Source organism: Vicinamibacteria bacterium (genome assembly GCA_035620555.1).
In the GTDB taxonomy this organism is placed as follows: Bacteria; Acidobacteriota; Vicinamibacteria; order Marinacidobacterales; family SMYC01; genus DASPGQ01.
This window is the reverse complement of the sequence record DASPGQ010000077.1, coordinates 17696-41665: the sequence shown is the minus strand read 5'-3', so window position 1 is coordinate 41665 and position 23970 is coordinate 17696. Positions and strand designations below refer to the sequence as shown.

Here is a 23970-nt window from a genome sequence, read left to right as displayed (position 1 = left end):
AGGTGCTCGGGGCGATCGCGATCGGTCTCGTCATCTGGTACGGCGGTGGTCAGATCCTTCTCGGAACGCTCACTCTGGGAGGCCTCGTCGCGTTCATTCAGTACTCGGAGAGCTTCTATCGGCCCATCAGCGATCTATCTGAAAAATTCAACATTCTCCAGGGGGCGATGGCTTCCTCGGAGCGGATTTTCAAGCTGCTGGACACCGAGGTCTCGGTTTCTTCACCCGAGGGGAGTCCCCGGGCGAGCTCGGGTGCGGGAACGCTCGGTTTCGAGGATGTGTGGTTCGCTTACAAGGGCGAGAACTGGGTCCTCCAGAACATCGAGCTCCAGGTGGGTCGTGGAGAGACGGTCGCCATCGTAGGCCATACCGGCGCCGGCAAAACGACCCTCACGAGTCTCCTGCTCAGGTTCTACGACGTTCAACGCGGGCGGGTCGTTGTCGACGGGTTGGATGTTCGCGACTGGGAGCTGACGGCCTTGAGGCGTCGCTTCGGCATGGTGCTCCAGGACGTCCACCTCTTCTCGGGCACGATTGCGTCGAACATTCGTCTCGGGGATCGCGACATCACCGACGAGGCCGTTGCCGATGCGGCGGCGGCGGTCAACCTGAACGAGTTCCTGAAGACGCTGCCGCGAGGGCTCGAGACCGAGGTGAGGGAGCGGGGGTCGGCACTCTCCTCGGGTCAGAAGCAGCTCGTGTCCTTTGCGCGGGCGCTGGTGCACGACCCGGAGATACTCGTTCTCGACGAAGCGACGTCGAGCGTGGACACCCACACCGAGATCCTCGTCCGGGAGGCCCTCGAGAAGCTGCTGGCAAATCGCACCAGTATCGTGATCGCTCATCGTCTTTCGACGATTCAACGGGCCGACCGCATCGTCGTGCTCCACAAGGGCCGCATCCGAGAGATCGGGACCCATCAGGAGCTCCTCGCCCAGCACGGCATCTACCATCGTCTCTACCAGCTCCAATACAAGGACCAGGAAATGGCCTCGGCGGTCGTTGAACCGGGACGGGGCGCGAGATAACATGCCCCGTTCCATGGCCAAGGAAAACGACGTCGGGATCGAAGAGGATCTGAGCTTCGGACGAACGCTCGTCCAGTTCTTCGTAGTCCCCGCTGTCGTGGTCGCCATCTGTGTGGGCATCTTCTTTTTCTTCGCCTGGCTCGTCTCCGACGAGAAGACGAGTGTCGACTATCTCAACGAGATTCGGGCCGGAAGCGCGAGTCGCCGTTGGCAAGCCGCTTTCGAGCTCTCCAAGATCATCACGCTGGACTCCGAGAGGAGCCGGATGGAGGGCCTGGTCCCCGAGATGATCGACGCCTTCGAGAAGGCGCAAGGCGACGACCCCCGCGTCCGGCACTACCTCGCCCTGTCTCTCGGGAATCTCGGCGATGAGTTGGCGACGCCGGTGCTCATCGAGGCCTTGTCGGACAAAGACGCCACGACTCGTCTCTATGCCAGCTGGGCGCTCGGCAACATCGGCGATCGCAGCGCGGTGGGAGCACTGGTCGCCCGCGTGGGCGATGAGGACGTCGGAGCGAGGAAAATGGCGATCTACGCGCTCGGCGCCATCGGGGACGAGGCCGCCATCCCTCGTCTTCAGGTGGCTCTGTCGGATCTCGATCGAGATGCCTCCTGGAACGCGGCGATTGCTCTCGCCCAGCTAGGAGACCGCTCGGGCGAAGCGAAGTTGCTGGAGATGTTGGACCGCGAGCTCCTCGCCGGTATCGACACCATGGACGACGCTCAGAGGCTTCTGACCATGGAAAGCGCGATCAAAGCGTCGGCGAGACTCGGCGGCGACCGGCTCACCGAGAGGCTCCGCGCCATCTCTGACTCGGACCCCCACGTGGGAATCAGGAGAACGGCGATCGACGCGCTCGAGGGTCAGAAAAAACCGACGCCATAAGTGGGGGAGATGAAACGAGTTGAACGGCTCCATTCTCGCTCCTGTCTTGACACTTTTTGAGGTGGGTGACTAGAATGTTCCGATTGACTCGAACCGCTCGAACGGCGGACACGCCAAAACGAAAGCTCCTCGAACTCAGGTAGACTTAATGGCCAAGGACGAACAAGAACAAGCCGAACCGGTCGAAGAGAAACCCGCCAAGCCCTCAAGAAAAGAGACGAAGGAAGTCACGAGACGACAGTTCAACTGGCTCGCTCTCGCCTGGACATTTTTCGCCGCCTCGACCGCCGCCGGACTCACCGCCATGGGGCGGTTCATGTTTCCCAACGTGTTGACCGAGCCGCCTTCCACGTTCAAGGTGGGCTTCCCCAGCGACTTCGCGGTCGGAGTGGTCGATACGCGGTTCAAGGAGAAGTTCCGCGTCTGGGTCGTGCGAAACGAGACCGAGATGTATTCGCTCCTGGCGATTTGCACGCATCTCGGATGCACTCCCAACTGGCTCGAGGCGGAGAACAAGTTCAAGTGTCCCTGCCACGGGAGCGGTTTCTACATGAGCGGCATCAACTTCGAAGGGCCCGCGCCGCGTCCACTGGAGCGCGTCGCCATCAGCCTGGCCGAGGACGGTCAAGTTCTCATCGACATCGGACGCACCTTCAAGCAGGAAGCGGGACAGTGGAGCGACCCGGCATCCTTCTTGCCAATGGCTTGATCGATCCGAGCAGGAGTTGAATCGGTGCAGAAGGTCATGAACGCTTTTTCGAGCGCATGGAACGCGCTGACTGAATCTCAGGTGTGGAAGTCCATCTTCCGCCACGGGGCCGTCAACAGCAACCGCAATCGGGTCCTGGTGATGATGTCGAACGTGTTCCTGCATCTCCACCCGGTCAAGTCGCGAAAGGCAGGCATCAAGCTCCGCTACACCTGGTGTATGGGCGGCATCACCTTCTTTCTGTTCCTGGTACTCACCTTCACCGGGCTGCTCCTGATGTTCTATTATCGGCCGACGGTCGAGTACGCCTACGCCGACATCATCGATCTGGGCGAGCACGTGCCCCTCGGCGTCATGCGCGAGCTCCACCGGTGGGGTGCCCATGCCATGGTGATCACGGTATGGCTGCACATGTTCCGGGTATTCATGACCGGCTCCTACAAACCGCCCCGTGAGTTCAACTGGGGAGTGGGCGTCATCCTCTTGGTGCTCACCCTCCTCCTGTCGTTCACCGGCTATCTTCTTCCCTGGGATCAGCTCGCCATCTGGGCCATCACCGTAGGTTCGAACATGGCGCGGGCGACTCCGCTCGCGGGCACCGAGGGACCCTTGTCGGCCGCTCTCAAGATAGGCGACATCAACATCATCAACTCGGGAAGCGACGCGCGCTTCGTTCTGCTCGGCGCTAGAAGCGTGGGGGAGAACACCCTGCTCCGCTTCTACGTGCTCCACTGCGTGGGGCTGCCGCTCGCCGCCGCTTTCCTGATGGCCGTTCATTTCTGGCGTGTCCGCAAAGACGGTGGCATTTCCGGCCCGATGTGAGCCGCTCCTCGCTTCTTTCATGACCGAACCCTGGAATTCGATGGCAGGTTGTTGAGCTTATGGAGTCCGTCAAGAATCTAATCAACTGGATGTCGGGGCCCACGGTGCTCTTCACTCTAGTGACCGTGGGTTTCCTCGTTTCCTTGCGCTATCCGCGGATCTGGACCAAAAGAAACGCGATCATTGGATTCGGCGCGCTGACGGTGTTCTACGTCCTGAGCATGTTCGACCCGGATTTCTATCTCATCGTGGCGAAGCCCGATAACGTTCCCATCACCCTGGTGTTGTACCTGGTCGGGTTCACCACCTGGTATGCGATGTATCAGGGTGTCGAGAACGACAAGAGGATCGAGAGGGGAGAGCCGGTAGCCGAGAAACAGGAGGAAGACAAAGTCTGGGTCTGGCCCGATCTCGTCTACACCGAGATGCTCTGCATGATCATTCTCGGGATCGTTCTGATGGCGTGGTCGATCCTCTTGCCGGCGCCACTGGAGCAGCCGGCGAATCCGGCGGACTCACCCAATCCGTCGAAGGCGCCCTGGTACTTCCTCGGGCTCCAGGAGATGCTCGTCTACTTCGACCCCTGGCTCGCCGGGGTCGTGTTTCCCACGTTCATCATCATCGGCCTCATGGCCATCCCGTACCTGGATACGAACCCCAAGGGGAACGGCTATTTCACCTTCCGGGAGAGACGGGTCGAGATCGGAATCTTTCTCTACGGCTATCTGGTGCTCTGGATGCTGCTCGTCATCTCGGGAACGTTTCTGCGCGGGCCGAACTGGAACTTCTTTGGCCCCTATGAGTACTGGGACCAGCATCGCGTCGAGCCCCTGCTGAACGTGCACGTCTCGGACTTCTTCTGGGTGAAGTTTCTCAACCGGCCGCTTCCTCGAAACCCGCTCGTCCGGGAATGGCTCGGGGTCCTTCTCGTTCTGTTCTACATCGGCGTGCTTCCCTGGCTTCTGTCCAAACCGAAGGAGAAGTTGCCGGGTTTCTTGCGGTGGGCGAGCCTCAACCACTATCTGGTGAAAATGGGGCCTCCACGTTATTACATCGCGGTGGTGCTGTTTCTCCTGATGCTCAGCCTTCCCATCAAGATGTATCTTCGCTGGGCGTTCAACCTGAAGTACATCGTCGCTTTCCCCGAGATCTTCTTCAATATCTAGTCATCGAGTTGTGGAGTAAACCGTGGCGAAACCCGCTCCAGGACATGCGCACGACATTCCGGCGCTCAACGTCCTCTTCGGCATTTCGGCGATAGCGCTCTTCCTGACGACCATCTGGCTCGTCTGGGACGATTACTCCCGCGAATGGAAGCGCTATCAACGCGAGTTCTACGAGCTCGAGCGGCAAACGACGCGGGAACAGATTCAAGAAGCCGAGGGGGAGGTGGATCAACGCGAGCTCGAGCGAGTCGAGAGCGATCTAGCCGCGGCGAACCAGGAGCTCGAGGCAAGGCAGGCCGATATTCGAGAGCTGGAAGAGCAGTTCGAGGCCCTCGACAATCAATGGACGCTCGCCGATGTTCGAGAGCGCGAGCTCAAGGCGGTGTACGACTCGAAGAAGTTCTATCACGAGGAAGGCGAGAGCGCTCCGCTGGGCAAGGCCGTTTCCGACGAAGAGTTCCGCGCGCTGGAAGGCGAGTTCATCGGCGCGCGCGAAGCTCGCCTCGCCATCGAGTACGACCGGACACAGGTGCAGCGGTCGTTGCGCGAGCTTCGAGCCCGAGTGACCGAGCTGAACTCTCAGAAGGAGGCTCTGACCCAGGAAGCAACTCTCCTGCGCCGCAAGCTCGACTCCATCGCCCGGAATTTTCCCAACACGTTCCGAAACCTTCCCGTCGTCGACTTCATCGACCCCAGCATCGAGATTCGACAGGTTCTGGTTGCGAACGTGACCGAGGAACTGAATTTCACTCAGGTTCCCCGCATCGACCGATGCCAGACCTGTCACCTGGGAATCGACAATCTCGACTATGCCGACGCGCCGCAACCCTTCCGGACGCATCCCGACCTCGATCTCTACGTCGCGCCCGAGTCGAAGCATCCACGCGACAGCTTCGGCTGCACCTCCTGCCACGAAGGCCGCGGTCGGGCGACGACGTTCGTGGGCGTGAACCACACGCCCCAGACCGAGGAACAACAGCACGAATGGGAGACCCGTTACGGATGGAAAGAGGACCATTACTGGGACAAACCCATGTATCCGAATGGATTCGCCGAGGCCGGCTGCCTCAAGTGCCACGCGGATCAGGTCCTCCTTCCCGGGGCCGAGAAGTTCAACGAGAGCCGTAACCTCTACGAGACGGCGGGATGCTGGGGCTGCCACAACACCGAAGGCTTCGAGGACCGGCGCAAAGTAGGCCCGAACCTCGGGCACATCGTGGCAAAGACGACACCCGAGTGGGCGGCGCGATGGGTAAAGGATCCCAAGAGCTTCAAGAAGTCGACCTACATGCCGCGGTTCTGGAACCTCGACAACAATCTCGATTCTGACATCGGGGCTCGCAACCGGACCGAAGTCGCCGCGATCGTCGCCTACGTATTCGACAAGGCCAAGCCTTTGAGCTACACGCCCGTGCCCGCGGGGGACCCGGATCGGGGCCGTAATCTGATCGAGTCCGCGGGCTGCCTTGGCTGCCATATCACCGACGAGACCGCCTTCGACATCGCCGAGAACGCGGAGAACACCAGCGTCGACTGGTACCGTACGAAGGGGCCGAGTCTGGCGGGTGTGGGAAGCAAGGTCAAGCGGGAGTTCCTTTTCAACTGGGTCAAGAACCCGCGACATTACTGGGAAGAGACCTTCATGCCCGATCTGAGGCTCACCGATCGAGAGGCGGCCGACATCACTGCCTATCTCATGAGCCTTCGAAACGAGGGCTTCGAACAGCTACCGGTCCCCGAGGTCGAGAGTGCGGCGCTCGATGAGATCACGCTCGAGTTTCTCCGATCGGGTCTTCCGCTCGCTCAGGCCGAAGAGCGGATATCCCAGATGTCGACCGAGGAGAAGACGCTCTACTCGGGCGAGAGACTCATCCTTCGCTACGGGTGTTTTGGGTGCCACGACATCGAGGGGTTCGAGAACGCTCAGAAGATCGGAGTCGACCTCTCCACCTGGGGCTCGAAGATGGTCACCCGGCTCGATTTCGGCTATGTGGATATCGAGCACACCCGAAAAGCCTGGCTGGAACAGAAGCTTCGTGCTCCACGGAGCTACGACGAGGGCAAGGTCAAGAGCCCTCCGGAAAAGCTCCGCATGGGTTACTTCGATTTCACCGAAGAGGAGATCGACGCCATCGTGCGCCGGGTTCTCTCTCAGGTCAGAGAAGAGCTACCACGGGTGGCGGTCAAGAACCTGAGTGCCAACGAGGCCTATGGGGCCCGGGCGCGTCGACTCATTCACGAGTACAACTGTCGCGGCTGCCACCTCGTTGACGGCTTCGGGGGTGGTATCTATCAGACGATCGAGGATTCCGGTTTCAGACCCCCGAACCTCAACACCCAGGGCGCCCGGACTCAGGCCGATTGGCTGTTCCAGTTCCTGAAGGCGCCCACCGAAGTGCGTTTCTGGCTGAATGCGCGCATGCCGACCTTCCACTTCAGCGATGACGAGGCGAACACGCTGGTGCAGGGATTCATGGCGATGGAGGGAACGCAGCCTTTCGAAACGGCGGAGGAGCAACAACCCGATCCAGAGCTCCTCCGTACGGGCGACCGCCTTCTCGTTCGCCTGCAATGCGAGCGCTGCCATATCGCCGCCGCCGCTGGCACCATGGAGGCCTCTCAGCTCGCGCCGAGCTTCCGGCTTTCCCGCGAGCGTCTGCGCGAGGAGTGGGTCGTGAACTGGATGAGGGATCCCCAGGCGATCACACCCGGCACCCAGATGCCTCAGTTTTGGCCCGTGGACGACGCCGGCAACCGTGTGACGCCACTACCGGACGTTCTCGGGGGGGATGCCGAGGCGCAGATGCGCGCCGTCGCCGCCTACATCATGCACTACACGCGCTGAGGAAGAGATATCATTCGGCCGAAGCGCGGCCGCGAATCGAGGACAATCAATGGCAGAAGAAGAAAAAGTCAGACCCTACGTTAGCCACGGAACGGCGATGGCTCTGAGCATCTGGGGCATCGTTCTCGTTTCGGTCGTCTTCTTCTTTGTTTACGGGTTGCCCGACCTCGCCTCCGACCGCTCGTCGCAGGACACCTTGTACTACGTGATCCTGGCGATCAGTGGTGTCGCCTACATCATCGTGCAACTCATTCTCGGGACTTTCATCTTCCGTTTTCGTCATCGCGACGACGCGGCCGGAAGTTATTGGCACGACAGCCACAGGTTGGAAGTGGGCTGGACCCTTGGCACCGCCGCCGTCCTCGTCCCCATCGTCGTATCCGGGCTAGTGATCTGGGGTGACGTCAAGGCGTCGACGGACGTTCCTCCCGACGCGATAGTCATCGAGGCGGTCGGGGCGCAGTTCCAGTGGGACTTTCGCTATCCCGGTCCCGACGGGGCAATCGGGGGGTTTCAACCGGAGTTGTACTCGCTCGAGAATCCGCTGGGGATCGACGAGACCGATCCGGCCTCGGCCGATGACTTCGTCCGCACGAACCAGCTCGTGCTGCCCGTCGATCGGGTAGCGCATCTGAGGCTTCGTTCCAAGGACGTCCAGCATGCCTTCTTTCTTCCCAATTTTCGAGTGAAGCAGGACTTGGTGCCGGGCATGGAGACCTCGGTCACCTTCACCCCGATCAAGACGGGGGAGTACGAGATCGCATGTGCCGAGCTGTGCGGTCTCGGTCATTACCGGATGCGGGCGTTCCTCACGGTCATGAGCGCGTCCGATTACGACGCCTGGCTCGCGGAGCAGGCCGCCCAGAATTGATACCGCAAAGTTCATTTGAAGGAGAGATCGCATGAGCGAAGGTCATGACGACCACGGCCATGGCAAGCAGGGTTTCGTAAGCACGTACCTCTTCAGCTTCGATCACAAGATGATCGGGAAACAGTACCTGACGCTTGCCATGATGATGGCCCTCGTCGGGGGCATTCTCGCGATGCTCATCCGACTGCAGCTCGGCTGGCCCGGAACCCTGTGGCCCAGTCTCGAGACCTTCTTTCCCACCGGGATGGCTTCTGGGGTCATGACGCCGGAGTTCTACGTCATGCTCTTTACGATGCACGGAACCATCATGGTGTTCTTCGTGCTATCGCTGGCCCCGGTGAGCGGGTTCGGAAACTTCCTCATCCCTCTCCAGATCGGAGCCCGAGACATGGCGTTCCCGTTTCTCAACATGCTCTCGTTCTGGACGGTGCTGCCCGGGGCCATCATCATCTTGATCTCGTTTCTCGTCGAGGGAGGCGCCGCGGCTTCGGGATGGACCGCTTACCCGCCTCTATCCGCGATCCGCTCGGCGATTCCCGGCTCGGGAGCGGGGCAGACCCTCTGGATCGTGGGCATGGTCTTCTTCATCGCCTCGTTCACCATGGGCGGTCTCAATTTCGTCGTGACCATCCTGAACCTCCGCACCAAGGGCATGAAGATGATGAGACTGCCGCTGACGACCTGGGCGCAGTTCGTCGTCGGCGTTCTTGGCCTCCTGAGCTTTCCCGCGCTCGCCGCCGGGGCCATCCTTCTCTTGTTCGACCGCGGGCTGGGAACGAGCTTCTTCCTGCCGGCGGGAATCTACATCGGCGACCAGCTCTTCGCTCACGAGGGCGGAACCCCCCTTCTCTGGCAGCACCTGTTCTGGTTCCTCGGCCACCCCGAGGTCTACATCATCATGCTGCCCGCCATGGGGTTCGCCTCGGACATCATCGCGACATTCAGCCGAAGGCCCATCTTCGGTTATCGATCGATGGTCTATGCGATCATTGCCATCGGTATCTTGAGCTTCCTCGTGTGGGGGCACCATATGTTCGTTTCCGGAATGAGCCCCTTTCTGGGAAGCGTCTTCGTCATGACCACCCTCGCCATCGCCATTCCCTCGGCGGTGAAGACATTCAACTGGCTCTCGACGCTCTGGAAAGCGAAGATCCGGTTCACGACGCCCATGCTCTTCGCGCTGGGCATCGTGTCGCTCTTCGTGACCGGCGGCCTCACGGGCCTTTTTCTCGGCACGAACGCCACCGACATCCAGCTCCACGACACCTACTTCGTCGTCGCGCACTTTCACTTCATCATGGCGGGAGCCGGTCTCTTCGGTGCTCTGGCGGCGGTGTACTACTGGTTTCCCAAGATGTTCGGCCGTTTCATGAACGAGGGACTGGGGAAGATCCACTTCTGGCTCACATTTCTCGCCTACTACGGGACGTTCTTCCCCATGCATTACCTCGGGATCGCGGGAATGATGCGCCGCATCTACGATCCGAACACTTATGACTACCTCAAGCCGCTCCAACCGGTGAACACTTTCATCACCGTGAGCGCTTTCATTCTGGGCGCCGCGCAGCTCATTTTCGTTGCCAATTACTTCTGGAGCATGGCCAAGGGCAGGAAGTGCGCCGAGAGCAATCCCTGGGAGTCGAACGGGCTCGAGTGGTCGGCGCCGTCCCCCCCGGGACATGGCAATTGGGAAGGAGAGATTCCCGAAGTACATCGCTGGCCGTACGATTACAACAATCCCGATGAAGACCGGGAGTTCACGCCCCAGTGGCAGCCCGCCCGGGTGAAAGCCCGGGGCTAAGAGGATCGATGCTTTCGTCGACGGCCTCGACCTGGTCGATCGCCCGGCTCTCGTTGTCGGTGCGGGACTATCTCCAGCTCGTGAAGTTGCGTCTATCGGCGATGGTGGTCGTGTCCGGCGTAGTCGGGTACTGGCTCGCTTCGGCGGAGATCGCCCTCGGCTCGCTTCTCGCGTTTACCTTCGGCACGTTTCTCGTCGTTGCCGGTGCGAACGCGTTCAATCAGGTGCTGGAGCGCGGACCGGACGCGAGAATGGACCGCACGAGGAATCGACCCGTGCCCACCGGCCGTATCCCGGTCGGCGAAGCCACGGCGGCGGCCGGCGCCATGTCGGTCGTGGGCGTCGTCGCCCTGCTCCTGACCGGCGGGTGGCTGACGGCTCTTCTCGCTCTTCTGGCTCTGGGCACCTACGTTCTCCTGTACACGCCGATGAAACCTCGTACCGCCTGGGCCACCGTTCCTGGTGCCGTGGCCGGAGCGATGCCCACGCTCATGGGGTTCAGCGCGGCGTCAGGTGAGCTCGGCACGCTGGCCTTCTGTCTCTTCGGCATCCTTTTCATGTGGCAGTTCCCCCATACCTGGGCCATTGCCGCGGTCTATCGAGACGACTACGAACGGGTGGGCTATCGGGCTCTCCCCAAGGGATCGGCGGCTCGACTCCTGACCGTTTCGGCCACGCTCGCGCTGGTCACCTTGAGCCTCGTTCCGCCCGCTCTCGACTTGCTCGGGCGCGTCTACCTCGTGGGGGCTCTGGCACTCGGGGCTTTGTTTCTCTCGGCAGCCTTTCGTTTCGGCGACGGAACCGAGCGACGGCTCGCGGGGAGCCTTCTGGCGGTTTCGCTGTTCTATCTGCCGGTGATGCTCGCTCTGGCGGCGTTCAACCAGACGTTTTACTGAGATGGCGGAAACTCTGGCACGACCGAACGCGAGTGGCGGAGGCGGACTGGACGTCCTCGAGCCCGGATTCGGCGGCGACGGACGCCCGGGAGAGCCTTCGCGCCGGCAGGTCGAGACCGCCAAACTCGGTCTGTGGATCGCGCTCGGCTCTGTCACCATGCTGTTTGCCGCCTTTACCAGCGCCTATCTCGTGCGAAGCTCGGGTGACGACTGGGTCCCACTCGTCGTACCTCCCATCCTCTACCCGAACAGCCTGGTGCTCATCGCTTCGAGCGTGAGCATGGAGATTGCCCGCCGCCGCTTCGTGAGCTTCTGGCCGGTCTCGTTTCGCAAATGGCTACTCGTAACCGCCGCGCTCGGCGTGATCTTCCTCGCGGGACAGGTGTTCGCCTGGAAGGCGCTCGCGACTTCAGGCGTCTACCTCACGAGCCATCCGCACAGCTCCTTCTTCTACGTCCTGACCGGGGTTCATGGAGTGCATCTAGTCGCGGGAGTCTTGGTGATCCTCTATGTCCTCGTCCTGGCGACGAGGCGGAGCCTGACGCCGGGTGAGTCGAGCTCGCCCGAGCTCGCCGCGACCTACTGGCATTTCGTCGACGTGCTCTGGCTCTATCTTTTCGTCGTGTTGTTCTACCTGTAGGGAGGAAACCCAATGAGTGATACCGGAGCTTCCGCATCAGTCGCTTCGCCGTGGACGGGTGGGGTCAGCCCCTTCGACGTCAGCTGGCAGAAGCTCATGATGTGGATCTTCATCGTCACCGACGCGTTGCTCTTTGCCGGGCTTCTGGTGTCCTATGGAGTCATCCGCTCCCAGAGCCCGACCTGGCCGGACCAGACCCTTGCCTTCGACATGAACTTCATCACCTTGATGACGTTCACGCTCATAACCAGCAGTGCCACGATGGCCTGCGCCGTCGCCGCGGCCATGGCGGGAAACAAGAAGCACGTGACGCTCTTCTTGTGGCTCACCATCCTGGGCGGATTCTCCTTCCTGGGAATGCAGGCCTACGAATGGAGCCACTTCATTCACGAGGGAGCGCGGCTCACCAGCAATCCCTGGGGTGTGCCTCACTTCAGCGCGAGCTTTTTCATCATCACCGGATTCCACGGTATGCACGTGACGACCGGAGTCACCATTCTTCTCATCGTCGCCATCCGCTCGGCAATGGGAAAGTACTCGGCGCAAGGTGTCGAGAACGCCGGGCTGTATTGGCACTTCGTCGACCTCGTTTGGGTCTTCGTCTTTGCGCTCTTTTACCTCGTCTGAGCGAGGGAGGAACCACGCTATGTCGGAACATGCTTCGAGCTACAAGAGCTACTGGATTCTCTGGGTGGTGCTCCTCGTCGTTACCGTCACGATGATCTTCATCGGAGAGAGCCAGATATCCCAGGTGCCGCAGACGCTGATGCTCCTCGTCGGCTCGGCCATCAAGGCGAGCCTCATCATCTTTTTCTACATGCACCTCCGTTTCGAGAAAGCCGGCCTCATGCTGGTCGTGCTCGTGGGGATCTTCCTGACGAGCATCCTGATGTTCGCAATCCCCGCCTATGACGGCGGTAGTAACATCCTGCCGCATCGGTTGTTCCAATGAAGAAAGTGGCCCTCCTTCTCGTCCTGGGTTGCCTCGTCGTCGTCGATAGCGCGCTCGCGCAATGTGCCATGTGCCGAACCGCGCTCGAGCAGAACGGTGAGCTGGCCGCCGGATTCAACCGCGGCATTCTCTTTCTGTTGAGCATGCCCTATCTCGTCTTCGGCTCGATCGCCGTCGCCTGGTATCGGAGGAGGCGAGGATCGGACGACCCCGCGTCCTGACAGGTTCTCACCGTCTCCCTCGAGTCGTCGGGTGGCTGCTCGCCTACACCGTTGTCGTCATTCTCTGGGGCGCCTTCGTACGCGCCACCGGCTCTGGCGCCGGGTGCGGCAGCCACTGGCCGCTCTGCAATGGTGAGGTCATCCCGCGAGAGCCGCGTCTAGACACCCTCATCGAGCTCGGCCATCGGATCACGAGCGGGCTCCTGGGCCTGTTCGTGCTCGGTGTCGTCGTAGCCGTCTTCCGCGCCTTTCCGCCAAAACACCCTGCACGACAGGCAGTTGGCTGGTCTTTGTTCTTCGTCGTCACCGAGGCGCTCATCGGAGCCGGGCTCGTCCGTTTCGAGTGGGTGGGGGCGAACGACTCCGAAGCCCGCGTCTATATGATGGCCCTTCACCTGACGAACACATTCTTGCTGCTCGCCGCGATCACGATGACCGTCTGGTGGATCGGTGGAAATCGCGCCCTGCCCCAGAGCTCTTCGAGGATTGCGCTCTTGAGCGCGACGCTCGTCGCCGTGCTGGTCGTCGGCGCGAGCGGTGCAGTGACCGCGCTCGGAGACACGCTGCTGCTCCAGGCGGGAGTCTCTCCCGACGAATCACCGGTGCTCACGAGCCTGATCAGAGCTCGCTCCTATCATCCCACCCTAGCCATCGCCGGCTTCTTCGTCGTTGTGGTCGCCGTCTGGCTGGTTGGGTCGAACCGGTATGGCCGCCTCGCGGTGGGAGTCTTCGCCCTGCAACTCGCCCTGGGCGCGGTCAACGTAAAGCTGATGGCGCCCGTTTGGATGCAGCTCCTCCACCTGGGTGCCTCGAACGTCCTGTGGATACTCCTCGTACTATTCGTTTCCGAAGCCGTGAGCGCGCGAGACGTAGCCTCAGCGGAGGTCGGAGGCTAAATACGTGAAGGGGGCCATCGAAGGTACACCAGACTCAGAAACCCCTCGCGACCTTGCGGCTCCGATCCTTTGTTGCGGTTTTTCTTGAAGTGCGGTACTGAGCAAAAAAGAACGAGCCCTTGCCGGAAGGGCAAGGGCTCGCGAGAACTCTCTTTTGGCCCGATTTACTCTGCGGTGAACGAAAAATTCGCTTCGGCCGTGCCTTTCTCGGTGACGGTGACGTTCATCTCCTTGGTCCCGAACCGCTCGTGCCAGGCCTCGACGACATAGTCTCCCGGGGGGACGTTCGCGAGTGAGAAGCTTCCGTCCTGGCTCGATACCGCATAATAGGGGTGATCGACCACACCGGCATAGCTGTTCATCCACTTGTGCACGTCACACTTGAACGGGATCATGACCTCGACGTTGTCGAATACCTTGTCGGTCTTCAGTCCCTTGACCGGTTGGCCGATGTTGAACTCCTTGTTGTTCTTCGGCATCGCGTGAATGTTGTGGAGCGTCTCGTCGCTGTTCAGGATCTGGAGGGTCTGGCCGACCTGGATCCCGATGACGTGAGGCACGTAAGTGCAACCATGCTGGTCGAGCACCACCGGCTCGCTCGGTGGGGGAAAGTTCCGTCCCTGGAGACCACTCTTGATGTGAACGAAGACATTGGCCAGACCGCCACCCTCCCCTACCACGACGAACTCAGTCTTCACCGGCTCCGAGTGGAGTCGTGCGCAATTGGGGTCGGCAGCCATCTGGATCGTTTCTCCTGCGGGTGGCTCACCTTCGAACGCCACTTTTCCGCTGATCGTTCCCGCGGTGGCCGCGTCGACCGGTGGGGCCTTCGGCGCCGGCGCTGCTGCGGTGGTCGTGCTTTCGGAAGCCCCTCCCCCTCCGCCACAAGCCGCGGCGAGGACCGTCAGTGCTAGAGGGGCAATCAAAAATGACTTCTTCATTCGGTTTCCTCCGATTTGTCGTTTGCCTCGGCTTCGGGACCGGTCCGTGCTCGGTCCAAGCCAGCCTGTTCGGCGCTCAAACTCACTACTCTATACCTCGGCTGGAGTTTAGCGCAAGCCGCGTTGGCGCCGGTCTCTTCGGTGGGGGCTCGTCTGGCAGGAGATGCCGCATGAGACTCGACTCTCTGCGGTAGAAGCCCGCGGTGTGAAACGAGTCCCGCAGTCGAAATCGATGGTAGTCGAGGTGATGGCATAGCTCGTGCGCGAAGGTGCGGAGAAACGTCTTGAATTTTACGACCTGAGCCCGGCGCGCGGTGCGCATCCACAAGGAGATCTTGTAACCGCCCGGGGAGCGCGCTTCGTACAAGCCGTGCAACTCACCCGTGCGCCAGGACGGACGGCGCTCCATCACGCCTACTTCGAGCGCCGGCACTCCCAGGGCTTCGGTGAGTCCATCGCAAAGAGCCTGGGCCCATCGTTCGGTCGCGAGCCGATCCCCGGTCGCCAGGACCGACGCGAGACTGGCACTGCGCTCGCGGTGGATCGCGGGACGATAGAGAGGTACCGACACGATTCGATCGCTCTCATCGTAGATTCTCTTCTGAGTTGGGGTGAGTTTCTCGTAATAGGCGAATCGCAATCAGGTCTCGGGCTCGCATTCGAGCGACCGGCGTCCGGCGAAGCCCGCCTCGAGCTCGTGCCAATGGCCCACCTCTTCCTCTCCGAATTTCCAGCAGAGGTAGACTTCGCGGCCCTCCCAGATCGTGGGGAAATCCACCAGACCCGACTCGATGTCTTTCAGGTGACAGCCCTCGGCGCAGATGTCCTGAACGACGCATTGCAGGCGCGTAAGCAAGGTGAGATAGAAAGGCGGCACGGGAACGCCACCCCGTAGAGCGACCTCCTGGGACTCCGGGTTGTTCGCCCCAAGCAAGCGAAGCTTGTGATGAACCGCTCGAAGCTCGGTCAGCTTCTCGCTCAGAAAGGGTATGAGCTCGTTCGCTTCCTGCACGGTGAAGAAGCGTTCCTGCACGATCCGTAGTGTAGCGAAAATAAAGGCGGTCGACAAACCACGCCCGATCGATCCTCCGAAGAGGCGATCCCTTGTGAGGGTGGATCTCGTGCGGCCCAAGAGCTTCGCGATTCGCGCAGCGCGGGCCGTCTTTCTTCGACACCGGCTACCGGGAGTCGAGAGGGCGTCGTCGCGCGCTGTGCTAGACTACGCGCAGACTCGGCTCATTGATGGGCTGCGTGACCGTTGAAGGGCTGGAGGCAGTTTCGTCGGCAACCATCCGGTTCAGGCCACGCGGAGACGATGCATGACGCCAGGTACACGACATTCGAGATTGACCGGGGTTCTCGCCTCATCGGCACTCTTGTGGTGCGCCACGGCTTCCGCACAGCAGCGGACCCAGCAGGAGGAGGGGCGGTTCCAATTCCGGGCCACCGTCGAGGCGGTCAACCTCAACGTCGTGGTGACGGACAAGAAGGGGCGTTTCATTCCTGGCCTCGAGGCGGGCGATTTCGAGGTGCTCGAGGACGGGACTCTCCAGCACATCGAGTTCTTCACCGCCGAGGTCACGCCGGTGACTCTCCTGCTACTTCTCGATGCCTCGACGAGTATTCGGCCGAGCGTGGACGGAGTGAAGGAAGCCGCCGCCAACTTCGTCGGCAAGCTCTGGGATGGAGACCGGGCGATCATCGCGGATTTCAACGAACGAATTCGATTCAGCACACATTTCTCCGGTGATGTCGACAGGCTCGTGGCGACGATTCAATCGCTCTACCCCTCGGGCTGGACCGCGCTCTACGACTCGATCCTCTTGTCGATAGACAAGGTCTCCCAAGCGTCGGGCCGGAAGGCCCTTTTGGTGTTTACCGATGGAGACGACTCACGCTCCGTGGGACAGGGCAGCGTGTCGTCTTCCCAGGATGCCATCGAGGGAGCGAAGTTCTCGGAAGTCACGATCTATTCGGTCGGGTTCGAGGGGCGGCGAACGTCGGGCTCCCAGGGGGTGAACAAGGGGTTTCTCAAGAAGCTCGCCGAGGAAACCGGTGGTGCGTCCTTCTTCCCCAACAGTATTGGAGAGCTCAATCAGGATTTCGATCAGATTCAGAACGAGCTGCATAGCCAATACCGTATGGCCTACGTCCCGACCAGGGAGCAGCGCGACGGGGCATGGCGAACGATCGAGTTGCGTGTCAAGGGCCGCGATGACCTCGTCGTTCGCACCCGACGTGGCTACTACGCGGTCCCGATCAATCCGAGCATGTAAGAGATGCCGCTCGGCAGGCTGGGCTGTACTTTTTCATCAGCCTGCTGACTAGCGAAAAGGAGCTGCCAGGTAGCGGTCCGCGAGCCGGTTGGTCACCTCGTCCGTGTCGAGAGAACGGGCGCGCCGGTAGTCCCATTCGGCCGCACGTCTGGCACCGAGTGCGTCGGAAACCATGCCTCGCCGAAGGAACAGAGGGGCCTTGATCCAGGCGGGAACGTCGGGTGTCTGAAATGCGAGGTCGAGCTGTCTTGACGCCTCCTCGTAGTTTTTGGCGAAAAGGAGGCTCTCGGCAAGCTTGAGCCGAACGAATGCCGGCTCGACGAGCTCCATGTTGGTCTCTCGGGCCAAGGTCGCCTCGAAGGCGGCGCGGGCGGCGGAGTAATCCTTGCGGAGCATGTGAACGCTGCCGCGTTCCAGGACGAGAAAAGGATTACGGGGAAAGCTCTTTTCCAACTCTCGCAATAACGCAAGGGATTTGCCGAACCTCATCTCCTTCTGCTCGATCACCGAGAGCGAGAGCTGAGCCGCCCACCGCGTCCTCTTCCCGTCTCGTCGAGCCCGTTCGACGAGCTCGAGGCCTTTCTCCTTGGAGCCGCGAAGCCCAAACAGGAAGCCGACGACCTTCAGTCCGCGCGGCAGGGTGGCAATCGTATACTCGAACACTCCCGGCAGGAGGCAAGCATCAGCGTTGTTCGGCTCGAGCTCGAGAAGTCGATCGTGAAAGTCTCTGGCGCGCTTGCCGGTCTTGAACGCCCGATAGTAGCTGTGCTCGATCGCGGCCTCGTAGGCGCTCGCGATTCCTTCGACCGCACCGCGAAAGAACAATGCCTCGGCATCGTCCGGGTCCTTGGCGAGCAGGCGATCCGCGCGCGCCACCGACTCGGACACGAGCCCGTTGAATCTAAGATCGAGCTCCTCGCCGGGCGCTTCACGAAGGGTCTTGGACCAATACTGCCCCGAGCGGAACGTGGCTCCTCCCATTCCTCCCCGGCGGGCGAGCTCTTCGAGCCACAGGGCCGTCGCTTCGTAGTAGGGTCCCGCGGGTGAGTCCGGAGCGAGCCGCGAAAGCTCGGCGAATGTCTTGCGGGCCGAGGCGAGGTCCATGTTGTAGAGGTGCTCGCGACCGCTCTCTTCGAGCTCCGGGGGAGATAGTGCGAGCACCAGCGCGAGAATCACCATGGCACGCTCGAATGTAGCAGAAAAATCCGCATGTTAGAATCGCCCCGTGGCGGAGCACCGAGTCGTTTCCACGCGTCAAATCTATCGCGGCCGCCTGTTGGACGTCGGCGTCGACCGTGTCCTCGAACCGTCGGGACGAGAGGTCGAGCGTGAGATCATTCGTCACCCCGGCGCCGCGGTGATTCTCGCGGTGACGGCGGAGGGCAACGTCCTGTTCGTTCGACAGTATCGACACGCGGTCGCCGAGACCCTGATCGAAGTCCCGGCAGGAACCCTCGACCCGGGCGAGAGCCCCGAGGAGACGGCGCGGCGTGAGCTCGTGGAGGAGACCGGATTCTACCCCGGTCATCTGGAGAAGCTCGCCGAGTTCTACCCCTCGCCCGGCGTGCTCGAGGAAAAGATGCACCTTTATTTTGCGTCAGACCTCGAGCGTCGGACCCCTGTGCCCGACGAGGACGAGAGTCTCGAGATCTTGCAGATTCCTCTCGATGAAGCCCTCGCTCTGAAGGTAGGCGCCGACGTTCGCGATGCGAAGACGATTCTCGCTTTGTTCTTCCTGCGAATGCGAACGTCTTGAAGTCCGTCGCCTCGGGGGCTCTTGGGGGTATCGGTCTCGCCCTCGCCCTTGCCGTGCGCGACACCCTTCGCGTTCCCGTCCTCGGGGACACAACCTGGCTGCTCAGTTCTCTCCCCGGGCCCGGCTGGCTCCTGCTCGCGGCGCTCTTGGGAGGGATGGGGATGTTTCTCGGACGTCTTCGTCTGGAGCGTTTCGTGACTCCCTTCGTCTGGGCTGGGCTCGCGGGTGCCATCTTCGTTCCCGGTGTATTCCGTGCCTTCCCGGTTCTGGCATCCTTGGCGGGTCGATTTCTCGATCTGGTGCTCGTCGTCGTTGGCCTCGTCGCTCTGAGTCGATCGCGCTGGGTCGGCAGTCTTCGGCTTCAGGCGAAGGCGGTGGGCGTCATCGGCTTCGTCCTGTACGTCGTACTCGGGCTCAAGATTTCTCACGAGGTCGGCCTGTCGGGAGACGAGCCACATTATCTGCTCGTTGCCTACAGTGTCATTCACGACGGCGACCTGAAAGTTCAGAACAACTATGCCGCGGAGGACTTTCGAAACTTCTATCGCGGCAAGATGGGGCCGCATCTGGCGGCGAATACGCCTTACTCGGTTCACGGGATCGGCCTCCCCCTTCTGCTGCTTCCCGGCTTTGCCCTGCTCGGGCTTTCGGGCGTTCTGCTGACGGAGGCGTTGCTGTCCGCCTTTCTTCTCTACACCGTGCATCGGCTGGCTCTTCGACTCACCGGAGACAGCACCGCGGCCCTGATCGCTGCGGCCGGTCTGGGCTTCACCGCACCAGGAGCTTTTCTCGCGGTCTCGGCCTACCCCGAGCTCCCCGCGGCAGTCGTCGTCGCTCTCGTCACACTCCGCGTGACCGAGCTCGAGCCACCGAAACCGTGGACGGTCTGGGGCTTTACCTTTCTCGTGGGCTCCCTTCTTTTCCTGCATGTGAAGTTCCTGCTTCTCGCGCTTACGCTGTGGGGCGCACTCGGGATTCGCTTTCGCCGAACAACGTTGTTTTTGGGAGCGCTTCTTTGCCTCGGGGCACTGGTCGCGTTCTCGTTCGCGATGCACGGCAGCCTCGACCCCGCCGCATCCTACGGTCGTCGGCGTGTTTTCCTGAGTGCCGTCCCGCTCGGCGTCTCCGGACTCTTGCTCGATCAGGAGTTTGGCCTACTGCCGAACTCCCCTTTCTACCTGCTCGGGTTCGCGGCTTTGGCCCCACTGCGGAGGCGTCACGCGTTCATCGCGCGGTTGACCTGTCTCGTGCTCCTTTCGGTCATGCTTCCAGGAGCCGCCCACCCCCTTTGGTCCGGAGGAAACTCACCGCCGGCGCGCTTTCTCTTTCCCGCTCTGCCTCTGCTCGCCGTCTTCGCCGGCGCGCTCGTCTCGTCGGGAGGCGGCCTCGCGCGGTGGGCACCTGCTCTCCTGGCAATCAGCTTGGCGTTGGCGGGCGCGATGGCTCTACTAACTCCGCAGCCCTTGTTTCTCAACGCGCGAGACGGTACGAGCGCGGTCTACGAAGCGCTCTCGAGCTCCTGGGATCTGACGGACTATCTCCCGTCGCTCGTACGGGCGGACACCGCTTCCATCGTTTGGTCGGCAGTTTTCCTGCTTTTCCTCGGGTTCGGTATCGCGGGCTGGAGCGAACGGGTTATCGATCGCGTTCCGCTTCCTGTTCTCGTTCTCGTCCTCGCCGGAATCCAGGACACCGTCTTGCAGTCGAGGCGGTCCACCCTCGCCCCGGTTTGGGCTTCCACGGTGTTTCACGAGCTTGCCCGACGAGAGCACGAGCGGTTCCTCGCCCTGCCGTCTCGTGAAAAGCTCCACGCCGACGACGTCATGGAGCGAGTGGCTCTCCCTCTCGAGGCGATCGGCCGCGACGGTGACCCGGATCACTGGTGGAGTCGCAGCTACGCGCTTCCTGCAGGCGCATTCCGGGTCGAGGGCATAGGTCCCGAGGGTGCGACCTTCGCGAACGGCGAGGGGATCTTTTCGGGGGGCTCGGTCAGCTTCCGGACCGACGTGGGCCTAGCACAGTTCCGCCTTCGGGCCCGCACTCTTCTCGCCTCGCCGCGCGTTCGTCTCACCGAGGTCCAACCGAACCGACCGGTCGCGCTTCGAAGCATCGCCCTCGAGGACGGTTCGAGGCTGCACGGACTCGACGACAATTCTTACCTGGATCCGGCCGGCTTCTGGGTACGCAAGGACCGAGAGGCAGCCTTCGTTCTCGAGCCCGCCGGCGATGGCGGTACGTTCGTTGTCCTCAACGGTCCGATGGAGAACTGGGTCACGATCTCGAGCCGCCAGGGTACGATGCGCTTCCGTCTTCCTCCCGCCGGAGAGAAGAGCGTCAAATTGACGAAGGGCGTCTTTTCCGTAGCCACGAGGGCGGGGTTCCGTCCGGCGGATTTCGCGAGCTCGAGTAACGACCAACGGGAGCTCTCCGTGCTTCTCGCGGCACGTCCTGCCTTTGACTTGCGCCGATAACGTTCCGATAATGATTCTATAGAAACTGTTCCTGCACGAGGATAGCTCGATGCCGCCTCGATCGGGGCGGTACGAGTTTCTGTCTTGATTACGGTGTCATCGAACAATCACTTCTTTTCTGGACCTTCGCCGAGGCTCTTCGCCCACCGGGGAGCGAGTGCGATCGCGCCCGAGAACACCATCGAGGCGTTCCGCATCGCGAAAGAGCACGGGGTCTCCTACCTCGAGCTGGACATCCACGTGAGCGCGGACGGACAACTCGTCGTCCTCCACGATCCTTCGGTATCGCGAACCACAGGTCGGCGAGGTCGGGTCGAGAACATGCTCTACGGGGAGATTCGCACGCTCGACGCGGGCTTCACCTTCACTCTCGATCACGGCCGGACGTTCCCTTTCCGCGGTCGCGGCGTTACGATTCCGACGCTCGACACCGTGCTCGAGACCTTCCCCGAGATGCGGCTCACCGTCGAGATCAAACGCACCCGGAACAAAGTGTGCGAGATCCTGAGGGAAAGGCTCCGGCAGCATGGTGCGGAGGAACGCGTCGTCGTCGCGTCACACGAGCACGACACCCTAGCGAGGTTTCGCCAGCTTTCGCCTGGGGTGGCGACCGGCTTCAGCAAGAACGAGGTCCGAGAGTTCCTCGGGCGCTTGCGCGCCGGGGAGCTCGCCGGTTATCGTCCCCCGGGAATGGCATTTCAGGTGCCCGAGTACAAAGGCCTTCGTCGCGTCGTCTCCCGGCGCGTCATCGAAGCAATCCACCGCTTCGGGGTCGAGGTTCACGTCTGGACGGTCAACGAGCCCATTCACATCGCGCGCCTGCTCGACTGGGGCGTCGACGGCATCATGACCGACGACCCGGTCCGAGCCCTTCAGAACGTGGCCGCGCTGTCGGGACTCGGCAATGGTCCCGGAGGCTCGGTGCATGCGACTTGAGGTCGCGGTCTCGATCGGCTTGGCAGCGGGCTCCGCGTGCGAGGTGAATCCGGGGCCGCAGGTCGACGCCCCGGTTCCCGTTTTCGAGCTCGCCGATCTAACCGGCAAGACCCATGCTCTTGGAGATCTCCGTGGCCAGGTCGTCGTACTGAACTTCTGGGCGACCTGGTGTCCCCCTTGTGTCGACGAGATGCCGTCACTCGAGAAACTGCACCGGGCGCTGGGCGCAAGAGGCCTCGCGATCGTGGCCGTGTCGGTAGACGAGCGTTACGATGACATCGCGGAGTTCGTCGATCGTTACGGGCTGAGCTTCCTCGTGCTCCATGACAATGGCAAGAAGGTGTCACGCAGATACCAAACGTTCAAATATCCCGAGACCTACATCATCGATCGGAACGGTCGGTTGAAATCCAAAGTCGTGGGTCCCCGCGACTGGGCCTCCCCCACGGTCATTCGAGACATGGTCGACCTGTTGAGCGACGTTTCCTCCGATTCGGAAGAGGCCCCCACCGAAGGCTGATCGGTGCATATCGGAAGACACATCGTCCAGGAGCTCGTCTATACCTTCGGTGAGCCCGTGGTGGAGCGCTGGGATGTGCCGCTCACTCCGCCCGAGATGGACGAAGTCGAGCGCCACCGTAACCTGGGTCGAGCCCACGACGTGAGCCTCGTGATTCAGGAGGCCGACCGCCTGGCGGTCATCCGCAAGCCCGGCTATCCCGAGGGTGCCTATCGGATCCCGTCGGGGGGAATCCATCCGGAGGAGTCCTTCGTGGACGGCGCCATACGCGAAGCGCTGGAGGAGACCGGTCTTACCGTCCAGATCGAAGATTACCTGTTGCAAATCCATGCGAACTTCACCTGTGACGAGCGATCGTCGAAATGGACGACTCACGTGATGCTGGCCCGGCGCGAGGGGGGAGAGTTGGCGCCGAGAGACTCCGGCGAGATCGAATCGGCGCGTTGGGCGAGCTGGCGCGAGCTCATCGATGACGTGAACCCGCGGCTCGTGGGATCCGGGCTCGGAGGTCTGACTTACCGGGCTCGGCTACACCGACGACTGCTGGAGATCGTGGACTCGTCTCGACCGTGAACGCGAATCAGCCTGCTAGATATCGAGATCGCTGTCGACAGCTTCGGACTCCTCCGGGCCGAAAGCGGCTTCTCGCATCGATTCGGGAAGCTCGCTGGGCGCGAAGGCCTGGACGAGACCTTCTTCCACTTCCTGAATCGCGATGGCGGCGGGTTTCCGTGACCGCGTCGCCACCATGGGGGCGGCACCCTGCATGAGCTGGCGAGCGCGCTGGGCGGCGACGTTGACCCGCAAAAAACTACCGGCTTGTGTCAAATCCAAAGTGACTCCTTGTTCGCGCCGAGATAGGCCCAAACGCCCGCCTCGAGCATCCTTCCTTCGAAACTCCCCATTCTAGCACCCGCGGTTGTGAGTTTCGAGTTCGACTAGAGCTGTGTTAGAGTGCTTCGTTTGCGATCAACATCAGCGGAGGTTCCATTGCACGCAGAAGTCGGTCAGAGAATTCGTGAGCTTCGACTGAAGAAAGGGATGCTTCAAGAAGAGCTCGCTCGCAAAGCCGGCCTGTCGCCGTCGGCGCTGTCGAACTTCGAGCAAGGCCGAAGGCGTACATCGCTCGACTGGCTCAGGAAGATCAGCAAAGCACTCGGCGTCAGCGTCTCCGATCTCATTCCCGAGAGTCGGACGAAGAAGCCCTTGGCGGAGAACAAAGAGGAAGAGAAGCTGCTGAGCCACTGGCGAAAGATCGGAAATCCCGATCTACAAGACCAACTGCTGGAGGTCATCGAGACGTCGGCGACGGGCTCCGCGGCACGCCGGTAGTTTGA

26 protein-coding genes are annotated in these 23970 nt (G+C 61.6%); 21 read left to right on the top strand and 5 right to left on the bottom strand.

The window, feature by feature from the left end:
* The 14 genes from VEK15_03055 to VEK15_02990 form a co-directional block, all read left to right on the top strand.
* Positions 1–1028 (top strand): ABC transporter ATP-binding protein (locus tag VEK15_03055; GenBank protein ID HXV59648.1); only part of this gene is annotated, 1028 nt, incomplete at its 5' end.
* A 1-nt stretch (position 1029) separates the two neighbouring features.
* A complete protein-coding gene (locus tag VEK15_03050; GenBank protein HXV59647.1) occupies positions 1030–1914 on the top strand; it encodes a HEAT repeat domain-containing protein in 885 nt (294 codons plus the stop codon).
* A gap of 148 nt (positions 1915–2062) precedes the next feature.
* Complete coding sequence (locus tag VEK15_03045; protein ID HXV59646.1) at positions 2063–2623, top strand: ubiquinol-cytochrome c reductase iron-sulfur subunit; 561 nt, start codon at positions 2063–2065, stop codon at positions 2621–2623.
* A gap of 36 nt (positions 2624–2659) precedes the next feature.
* The gene (locus VEK15_03040; GenBank protein HXV59645.1) at positions 2660–3445 is read left to right on the top strand and encodes a cytochrome b N-terminal domain-containing protein; all 786 of its coding nucleotides are present in this window, start codon (positions 2660–2662) and stop codon (positions 3443–3445) included.
* A gap of 59 nt (positions 3446–3504) precedes the next feature.
* Entirely contained in the window at positions 3505–4611 is a 1107-nt protein-coding gene (locus VEK15_03035) for a hypothetical protein (GenBank protein HXV59644.1), read from the top strand.
* 22 nt (positions 4612–4633) lie between these two features.
* Positions 4634–7456: a c-type cytochrome gene (locus tag VEK15_03030; protein HXV59643.1), complete on the top strand. Its 2823-nt coding sequence runs from the start codon at positions 4634–4636 to the stop codon at positions 7454–7456.
* Between the two features lie 49 nt (positions 7457–7505).
* The gene (gene coxB, locus VEK15_03025; GenBank protein HXV59642.1) at positions 7506–8327 is read left to right on the top strand and encodes a cytochrome c oxidase subunit II; all 822 of its coding nucleotides are present in this window, start codon (positions 7506–7508) and stop codon (positions 8325–8327) included.
* A 31-nt stretch (positions 8328–8358) separates the two neighbouring features.
* Positions 8359–10128 carry a cbb3-type cytochrome c oxidase subunit I gene (locus VEK15_03020; protein ID HXV59641.1) on the top strand — a complete coding sequence of 590 codons (1770 nt, stop codon included), beginning with the start codon at positions 8359–8361 and terminating at the stop codon, positions 10126–10128.
* Between the two features lie 8 nt (positions 10129–10136).
* Positions 10137–11024, top strand: coding sequence for a heme o synthase (gene cyoE / locus VEK15_03015; GenBank protein HXV59640.1), 888 nt, complete (start codon positions 10137–10139; stop codon positions 11022–11024).
* A 1-nt stretch (position 11025) separates the two neighbouring features.
* Complete coding sequence (locus VEK15_03010) at positions 11026–11664, top strand: heme-copper oxidase subunit III (protein ID HXV59639.1); 639 nt, start codon at positions 11026–11028, stop codon at positions 11662–11664.
* Positions 11665–11676: 12 nt separating this feature from the next.
* Complete coding sequence (locus VEK15_03005) at positions 11677–12291, top strand: cytochrome c oxidase subunit 3 (GenBank protein HXV59638.1); 615 nt, start codon at positions 11677–11679, stop codon at positions 12289–12291.
* A 19-nt stretch (positions 12292–12310) separates the two neighbouring features.
* Complete coding sequence (locus tag VEK15_03000) at positions 12311–12616, top strand: cytochrome C oxidase subunit IV family protein (protein HXV59637.1); 306 nt, start codon at positions 12311–12313, stop codon at positions 12614–12616.
* Positions 12613–12837 carry a hypothetical protein gene (locus tag VEK15_02995; protein ID HXV59636.1) on the top strand — a complete coding sequence of 75 codons (225 nt, stop codon included), beginning with the start codon at positions 12613–12615 and terminating at the stop codon, positions 12835–12837. Before VEK15_03000 ends, VEK15_02995 begins: the two co-directional genes overlap by 4 nt.
* The gene (locus VEK15_02990; GenBank protein HXV59635.1) at positions 12729–13733 is read left to right on the top strand and encodes a COX15/CtaA family protein; all 1005 of its coding nucleotides are present in this window, start codon (positions 12729–12731) and stop codon (positions 13731–13733) included. The genes VEK15_02995 and VEK15_02990 overlap by 109 nt, the downstream gene beginning before the upstream one ends.
* Before the next feature lie 164 nt (positions 13734–13897).
* On the opposite strand, the gene VEK15_02985 is transcribed toward VEK15_02990, so the two are convergent.
* The 3 genes from VEK15_02985 to VEK15_02975 all read right to left on the bottom strand — a co-directional run bounded on the left by VEK15_02985 (position 13898) and on the right by VEK15_02975 (position 15707).
* Positions 13898–14674 (bottom strand): carboxypeptidase regulatory-like domain-containing protein, encoded by a 777-nt coding sequence (locus tag VEK15_02985; protein HXV59634.1) that lies wholly within the window; start codon positions 14672–14674, stop codon positions 13898–13900.
* 85 nt (positions 14675–14759) lie between these two features.
* Positions 14760–15314 (bottom strand): hypothetical protein, encoded by a 555-nt coding sequence (locus VEK15_02980; protein ID HXV59633.1) that lies wholly within the window; start codon positions 15312–15314, stop codon positions 14760–14762.
* Positions 15315–15707 carry a DUF2203 domain-containing protein gene (locus tag VEK15_02975; protein HXV59632.1) on the bottom strand — a complete coding sequence of 131 codons (393 nt, stop codon included), beginning with the start codon at positions 15705–15707 and terminating at the stop codon, positions 15315–15317.
* A gap of 286 nt (positions 15708–15993) precedes the next feature.
* On the opposite strand from VEK15_02975, the gene VEK15_02970 reads away from it, so the two are divergent.
* Positions 15994–16950 carry a VWA domain-containing protein gene (locus VEK15_02970; GenBank protein ID HXV59631.1) on the top strand — a complete coding sequence of 319 codons (957 nt, stop codon included), beginning with the start codon at positions 15994–15996 and terminating at the stop codon, positions 16948–16950.
* A 48-nt stretch (positions 16951–16998) separates the two neighbouring features.
* On the opposite strand, the gene VEK15_02965 is transcribed toward VEK15_02970, so the two are convergent.
* Entirely contained in the window at positions 16999–18129 is a 1131-nt protein-coding gene (locus VEK15_02965) for a tetratricopeptide repeat protein (protein ID HXV59630.1), read from the bottom strand.
* A gap of 46 nt (positions 18130–18175) precedes the next feature.
* Between VEK15_02965 and VEK15_02960 the strand changes: the two genes are divergently transcribed.
* From VEK15_02960 to VEK15_02940, 5 genes are all read left to right on the top strand, one after another.
* On the top strand, positions 18176–18706 hold the full coding sequence (locus tag VEK15_02960; GenBank protein ID HXV59629.1) for an NUDIX hydrolase: 531 nt from the start codon (positions 18176–18178) through the stop codon (positions 18704–18706).
* Positions 18703–21177 (top strand): hypothetical protein, encoded by a 2475-nt coding sequence (locus VEK15_02955; protein HXV59628.1) that lies wholly within the window; start codon positions 18703–18705, stop codon positions 21175–21177. The genes VEK15_02960 and VEK15_02955 overlap by 4 nt, the downstream gene beginning before the upstream one ends.
* A gap of 93 nt (positions 21178–21270) precedes the next feature.
* The gene (locus VEK15_02950; protein ID HXV59627.1) at positions 21271–22113 is read left to right on the top strand and encodes a glycerophosphodiester phosphodiesterase; all 843 of its coding nucleotides are present in this window, start codon (positions 21271–21273) and stop codon (positions 22111–22113) included.
* The gene (locus tag VEK15_02945) at positions 22103–22633 is read left to right on the top strand and encodes a TlpA disulfide reductase family protein (protein ID HXV59626.1); all 531 of its coding nucleotides are present in this window, start codon (positions 22103–22105) and stop codon (positions 22631–22633) included. The genes VEK15_02950 and VEK15_02945 overlap by 11 nt, the downstream gene beginning before the upstream one ends.
* A 3-nt stretch (positions 22634–22636) precedes the next feature.
* Positions 22637–23206: an NUDIX hydrolase gene (locus VEK15_02940; protein HXV59625.1), complete on the top strand. Its 570-nt coding sequence runs from the start codon at positions 22637–22639 to the stop codon at positions 23204–23206.
* 15 nt (positions 23207–23221) lie between these two features.
* Here VEK15_02940 and rpoZ read toward each other — a convergent pair whose 3' ends face one another.
* Positions 23222–23467: a DNA-directed RNA polymerase subunit omega gene (gene rpoZ, locus VEK15_02935; protein ID HXV59624.1), complete on the bottom strand. Its 246-nt coding sequence runs from the start codon at positions 23465–23467 to the stop codon at positions 23222–23224.
* A gap of 156 nt (positions 23468–23623) precedes the next feature.
* On the opposite strand from rpoZ, the gene VEK15_02930 reads away from it, so the two are divergent.
* The gene (locus VEK15_02930) at positions 23624–23965 is read left to right on the top strand and encodes a helix-turn-helix transcriptional regulator (GenBank protein ID HXV59623.1); all 342 of its coding nucleotides are present in this window, start codon (positions 23624–23626) and stop codon (positions 23963–23965) included.
* Positions 23966–23970 lie beyond the last annotated feature (5 nt).